The organism is Aeromicrobium sp. Leaf272 (assembly GCF_001422865.1).
Taxonomy (GTDB): Bacteria; Actinomycetota; Actinomycetes; order Propionibacteriales; family Nocardioidaceae; genus Aeromicrobium.
This window is the reverse complement of the sequence record NZ_LMMY01000009.1, coordinates 582039-587989: the sequence shown is the minus strand read 5'-3', so window position 1 is coordinate 587989 and position 5951 is coordinate 582039. Positions and strand designations below refer to the sequence as shown.

Genomic DNA, 5951 nt, shown 5'->3' with positions numbered 1-5951 from the left:
CCCGATGTTCACCGCCGTGGCCAGCCCCGAGCCTGACAACGCCACGGACCGACCGCTACGGTGATCTGTACATAGACCGACGTCGATGCAGTTCGCCTGTGTCGGACGCCGACCCGAGGAGCAGCGAGTGGACCGCACGGCGATGGAGAACGCGTCGACCGACGAGGACGTGATCGCGAGGCTGTCGAGGCTCGACCGCTTCCTGCCGGTGTGGATCGTCCTGGCGATGGTCGTCGGCCTGGTGCTCGGCCGCACGATCGACGGTCTCGACGAGTCCCTCGAGTCGGTCTCGATCGGCTCGGTCTCGCTGCCGATCGCGATCGGCCTGCTCGTGATGATGTACCCGGTGCTGGCGAAGGTCCGCTACGACGAGACGTCGCGCGTGACCGGCGACAAGCGGCTCCTGGTGGCCTCCCTCGTCCTCAACTGGCTCGTCGGCCCGGCCCTCATGTTCGCCCTCGCGTGGCTGATGCTCCCCGACCTGCCCGAGTTCCGGACGGGCCTCATCATCGTCGGCCTCGCCCGGTGCATCGCGATGGTGCTGATCTGGAACGACCTGGCCTGCGGCGACCGCGAGGCGGCGGCCGTGCTGGTCGCGGTGAACTCCGTCTTCCAGGTGTTCGCCTTCGCCGCCCTCGGCTGGTTCTACCTGCAGACCCTGCCGGGATGGCTCGGCCTCGAGACCACGTCGGCGGAGTTCTCCATCTGGTCGATCACCGTCAGCGTGCTCGTCTTCCTCGGCATCCCGCTCGTCGCGGGCTGGGCCACCCGCACGATCGGCGAACGGACGAAGGGCCGCGACTGGTACGAGTCGACCTTCCTGCCGCGGATCGGCCCCTGGGCGCTCTACGGCCTGCTGTTCACGATCGTCGTGCTGTTCGCCCTCCAGGGCGACGCCATCACGAGCCGTCCGCTCGACGTCGTGCGCATCGCCCTGCCGCTGCTGGCGTACTTCGCGATCACCTTCGCCCTCGGCATGGTGCTGGGCCACGCGCTGCGCCTCGGCTACGCCAAGACCGCGACCCTCGCCTTCACTGCAGCCGGCAACAACTTCGAGCTCGCGATCGCCGTGGCCATCGGCACCTTCGGGGTCACGTCGGGCCAGGCCCTCGCCGGTGTCGTCGGTCCCCTCATCGAGGTCCCGGTGCTCGTCGGCCTCGTCTACGTCGCCCTCTGGGCGCGCCGCTTCTTCTCCTCCCAGGACGTGAACCGATGAACGAGACCACGCAGGCCGCCATCTGCGACGNCCGGGAGGCGCTGGAGCCGCACGCGACGGTGCAGACCTACCTGCCGATCCTGGTGCGCCGCTACGCCACCGAGCTGCTGGCCGCGAAGGCCCAGGCCGACGGCGTCAGCAGCAGAAGCGTCCCCGAGCTGCTCTTCGTCTGCGTGCACAACGCGGGCCGCTCGCAGATGGCCGCAGCGATCGCCGAGCACCTGGCCCCGGGTCGGGTGCACGTGCGCTCGGCCGGCTCGGCGCCCACCGGTGAGCTGAACCCCCAGGCGATCGCCGTGCTCGCGGAGCGCGGCATCGACCTGAGCACCGCCTATCCGAAGCCGCTCACCGACACGGTGCTGCGCGCGGCCGACGTGGTCGTGACCATGGGCTGCGGCGACACCTGCCCCGTCCTGCCCGGCAAGCGGTACCTGGACTGGGACGTCGCCGACCCCGACGGCGCCACCCTCGACGCCGTCCGGGACGTCCGCGACGACCTGCAGCGCCGCATCATCGCGCTCCTGCGCGACCTCGACCTCTGACCTCCGAAGGAGACCAGCCATGAACGACCAGAACCCGACCGGCAGCGGACGTCCCAGCGTCCTGTTCGTCTGCGTGCACAACGCCGGCCGCTCCCAGATGGCCGCCGGCTTCCTGACGCATCTCGCCGGTGACCGCATCGACGTGCTGTCGGCCGGCTCGATGCCCGGCGACGCGATCAACCCGGTGGCCGTGCAGGCTATGGCCGAGGTCGGCATCGACATCGCGGGCGAGCAGCCGAAGAAGCTGACCGACTCGGCCGTCGAGGCCTCCGACGTCGTCGTCACGATGGGCTGCGGCGACGAGTGCCCCTACTTCCCGGGCAAGCGCTACGAGGACTGGGTGCTCGAGGACCCCGCCGGCCAGGGCATCGACGCCGTGCGACCCATCCGCGACGAGATCCGTGGCCGCGTCGAGACGCTGATCGCCTCACTCTCCTGACCATCCATTGACATCCATCGATGAAGGGCTAGGCTCAACACATCGATAGCCGTCGATGTCCTGATCGAGGAGTCCGCATGAGCCCCACGTCGTCCAGTGCCACGTCGATCAGCCCCGGCCCGGCCGACCTGCCCGTCGTCGTCGTGGGAGCGGGGCCCATCGGCCTGGCCGCGGCGGCGCACCTCAGGAGTCGTGGCGTGGCGCACCTCGTGCTCGAGGCCGGCGAGGGCCCCGGCGCCGCGGTCGCCGAGTGGGGCCACGTGCGCCTGTTCTCGCCCTGGCGCGAGCTGGTCGACCCGGTCGCCCGCGAGCTCCTGCTCGAGCGGGGCTGGGAGCCGCCGCACCCCGACCGCTACCCGACGGGCGCCCGCTGGGTGGACGACTACCTCCGCCCGCTGGCCGAGGTGCTCGCCCCGTCCGTGCGCTACGGGGCCCGGGTCACGGCCGTCGCCCGCCACGGTCGCGACCGCCTCGTCAGCTCGGGCCGGGACCGGTCGGCGTTCACCCTCCACCTGCGCACCTCTACCGGCACCGAGCACCTGGCGGCCCGAGCCGTCGTCGACGCCACGGGGACCTGGGGCACGCCGAACCCTCTGGGCGGCGACGGCGTGGTCGCCCTCGGCGAGCGCGAGAGCGCCGACCGCATCGGCTACCGGGTGCCCGACCTCGACCAGGCGGTCCAGCGCTCCCGGTTCGCCGGGAGGCACGTGGTGGTCGCCGGTACCGGAGCCTCCGCGAAGGGCGCCCTGCTGGCGCTCACGGCACTGGCCGAGAGCGAGCCCGGCACGACGATCACCTGGCTCGTGCGCCGCAGCCGCGTGGGTGCGGCCTTCGCCGGGTCGGGCCAGGACGAGCTGCCCCAGCGCGGCGCCCTCGGGCAGCTGGCCCGGGCCGCCGTCGACCGTGGCCCCGTCACGACCCGCACCGGCTTCCGCACCGCCGAGGTCCGGCGACGCGACGACGACCGCCTCGACCTCGTCGCGTTCGACGGTCAGGTCGTCGAGGGAGTCGACGAGGTCCTCGCCCTCACCGGGTTCCGCCCCGACCTCGGGTGGACCGACGAGCTGCGCCTCGACCTCGACCCCGTGCTGCAGGCACCGCGCGCCCTCGCCCCGCTCATCGACCCCAACGAGCACTCGTGCGGCACCGTCTACCCGCACGGCGTGGCCGAGCTGGCCCAGCCCGAGGTCGGGTACTACCCGGTCGGCATGAAGTCCTACGGACGCGCCACGTCGTTCCTCGCGCTCACCGGCTTCGAGCAGACCCGGTCGGTCGCGGCGGCCCTCGCCGGCGACCACGAGGCGGCGGCGCGCGTCGAGCTGACGCTCCCTGACACCGGGGTGTGCGGGGGCGCTGGCACGTTCGACGACGAGACGGCCACGGACGGCGGGTGCTGCGGAGCACCTGCGGTCGAGGTGCTGAGCATCGGCGGCGTCGGGACGCGCTGAGACGACAGCCCGCCGGGGTCAGTGGATCCGGTCGCGCCAGTCGTCGGGCACGCGGTCGGCCGGACCGGGTGCGGTCTGGTCGCCCGGGTGCGACTGCGGGTCGGCCAGCCGGGGACCTCTCGCGGCGGTCTCGGAGGCGTAGTCCCAGAACCAGTCCTCACCGGGCTCGAAGCTCTGCACGATCGGGTGCCCGGACTCGCGGAAGTGCGCCGTGGCGTGCTGGGCGGGGGAGCTGTCGCAGCAGCCCACGTGGCCGCACTGCGCGCAGCGCCGCAGGTGCACCCACCACCCGTCGGGCTCCGCGAGGCACTCCACGCACCCCGCGCCCGAGGGCTTGACCGTGACGTCGATCGACGAGTTCTCGGGGCCGGGAGTCTCTGACATGTCGCCACGGTAGTCCGGTCCGGCGCGGCCCGCGAGGGTCCGACGACCCCTCCTCGACCCCACCGCGTGCGTGCGCCGCCGCGCGCTGGGAGGGTGGGGTCATGACCACACCCGACGTCGCCGTCATCGGCGGTTCCGGCTTCTACACCTTCCTCGACGACCCCGAGCAGGTCGAGGTCGACACCCCCTACGGCGCGCCGTCGGCGCCGATCTCGGTCGGCCAGGTGGGGGACCGGACGGTCGCCTTCCTGCCGCGGCACGGTGCCGACCACCGCTTCCCCGCCCACCAGGTCCCGTACCGAGCGAACCTCTGGGCGCTGCGTTCGCTGGGCGTCCGCCAGGTGCTCGCCCCCTGCGCCGTGGGCGGTCTGCGACCCGAGCTGGGTCCGGGCAGCTTCGTGGTCCCCGACCAGCTGGTCGACCGCACGACCGCGCGCACCCAGACGTACTACGACACCGGCGCGGTGCACGTCTCCTTCGCCGACCCCTACTGCGACCGCCTGCGTGGCCACCTGCTCGAGGGTCTCGCCGACCACGACCCGACCGACGGCGGCGCCATGGTCGTCATCGAGGGCCCGCGGTTCTCCACGCGCGCCGAGTCGCGCTGGTACGCCGAGAACGGCTGGGCCGTCATCAACATGACCGGCCACCCCGAGGCGATCCTGGCTCGCGAGCTGGCGCTCTGCTACGCCACCGTGGCACTGGTCACCGACCACGACGCCGGGGTCGACGCCAGCGACTCCGTGAGCATGGAGGCGGTGTTCCAGGTGTTCCGGGAGCACACCGACACCCTCAAGTCGACGCTGGCCGGGGTCGTCGGCTCGATCGGCGAGCGTGACTGCGCCTGTGCATCGGCCGTGGACGGCATGACCCTGCCCTTCGAGCTGCCGTGAAGGTCCTGCTGACCGGTGCGGCCGGGTTCATCGGGTCGCGGATCGCGCTGCGGCTGGACGAGCGCGGCCACGACGTCGTCGCGCTCGACGCGTACCTGCCGATGGCGCACGGACCGAACGCCCGGGACGACGCGCCCGCCGACGTGCACCTGCTCGACCTGCGCACCGACGACCTCGACGACGTCCTGGCCGACGTCGACGTCGTGTGCCACCAGGCGGCCATGGTCGGCAACGGCGTGGACGCCCAGGACCTACCCGGCTACGCCGAGCACAACGACCTCGGCACGGCACGCCTGCTCGCCGCCATGGCCCGCGCAGGGGTCCAGGACCTCGTGCTCGCCTCGTCGATGGTCGTCTACGGCGACGGTCGCTACGACTGCCCCGACCACGGCGACGTGCCGCCCGCGGTGCGCCGCGAGGACGACCTGGCGGCCGGCCGCTTCGACCCGCGCTGCCCCGTGTGCGGTGGTGACGTGACGTGGCGCCGGGTCACCGAGGACGCGCCCATCCGACCGCGCACGTCGTACGCGGCGTCCAAGATCGCGCAGGAGTACTTCGCCGACGCGTGGTGCACGCTGCAGGCCGGCCACGCCGTCGCCCTGCGCTACCACAACGTGTACGGCCCGGGGATGCCCGCGGACACCCCGTACTCGGGCGTGGCCGCGATCTTCCGGTCCGCGCTCGAGCGGGGCGAGGCGCCGCGCGTGTTCGAGGACGGCGCCCAGGTGCGCGACTTCGTGCACGTCGACGACGTGGCGCTGGCCAACGCGCTGGCCGTGGAGCAGGTGGCGCAGCACCCGGTGGGCGTGACGGCCTACAACGTGGCGTCGGGGCGACCGTTCACGATCGGCGAGATGGCGCAGGTGCTGTCGCGCGCCGTCGACGGACCCGAGCCGGAGGTCACGGGCGACGCGCGGGTCTTCGACGTCCGGCACGTGCTCGCCTCGCCCGACAAGGCCGCCGAGGGTCTCGGCTTCCGCGCCGAGATCGCGCCCGAGGACGGCATCGCCCGCCTGGCCACCGATCCGC

7 protein-coding genes are annotated in these 5951 nt (G+C 72.8%); 6 read left to right on the top strand and 1 reads right to left on the bottom strand.

Going from position 1 to position 5951, the window contains the following annotated elements:
* Positions 1–142: 142 nt before the first annotated feature.
* The 4 genes from arsB to ASF38_RS04490 all read left to right on the top strand — a co-directional run bounded on the left by arsB (position 143) and on the right by ASF38_RS04490 (position 3645).
* On the top strand, positions 143–1216 hold the full coding sequence (arsB, locus tag ASF38_RS04505) for an ACR3 family arsenite efflux transporter (RefSeq protein ID WP_056574194.1): 1074 nt from the start codon (positions 143–145) through the stop codon (positions 1214–1216).
* A 59-nt stretch (positions 1217–1275) separates the two neighbouring features.
* Positions 1276–1758: an arsenate reductase ArsC gene (locus ASF38_RS18805; protein WP_369815168.1), complete on the top strand. Its 483-nt coding sequence runs from the start codon at positions 1276–1278 to the stop codon at positions 1756–1758.
* Positions 1759–1777: 19 nt separating this feature from the next.
* Entirely contained in the window at positions 1778–2197 is a 420-nt protein-coding gene (locus ASF38_RS04495) for an arsenate reductase ArsC (RefSeq protein WP_056573925.1), read from the top strand.
* Positions 2198–2274: 77 nt separating this feature from the next.
* On the top strand, positions 2275–3645 hold the full coding sequence (locus ASF38_RS04490) for an NAD(P)-binding domain-containing protein (RefSeq protein ID WP_056573923.1): 1371 nt from the start codon (positions 2275–2277) through the stop codon (positions 3643–3645).
* A gap of 18 nt (positions 3646–3663) precedes the next feature.
* Here ASF38_RS04490 and ASF38_RS04485 read toward each other — a convergent pair whose 3' ends face one another.
* Entirely contained in the window at positions 3664–4029 is a 366-nt protein-coding gene (locus ASF38_RS04485) for a UBP-type zinc finger domain-containing protein (RefSeq protein ID WP_056556667.1), read from the bottom strand.
* Positions 4030–4130: 101 nt separating this feature from the next.
* On the opposite strand from ASF38_RS04485, the gene ASF38_RS04480 reads away from it, so the two are divergent.
* Together ASF38_RS04480 and ASF38_RS04475 are read left to right on the top strand one after the other, a co-directional pair.
* Positions 4131–4922 carry an S-methyl-5'-thioadenosine phosphorylase gene (locus ASF38_RS04480; RefSeq protein WP_056556664.1) on the top strand — a complete coding sequence of 264 codons (792 nt, stop codon included), beginning with the start codon at positions 4131–4133 and terminating at the stop codon, positions 4920–4922.
* Positions 4919–5951, top strand: a 1033-nt coding sequence (locus ASF38_RS04475; protein WP_156366800.1) for an NAD-dependent epimerase/dehydratase family protein, incomplete at its 3' end; no start/stop codon positions are given. The genes ASF38_RS04480 and ASF38_RS04475, both read left to right, overlap by 4 nt.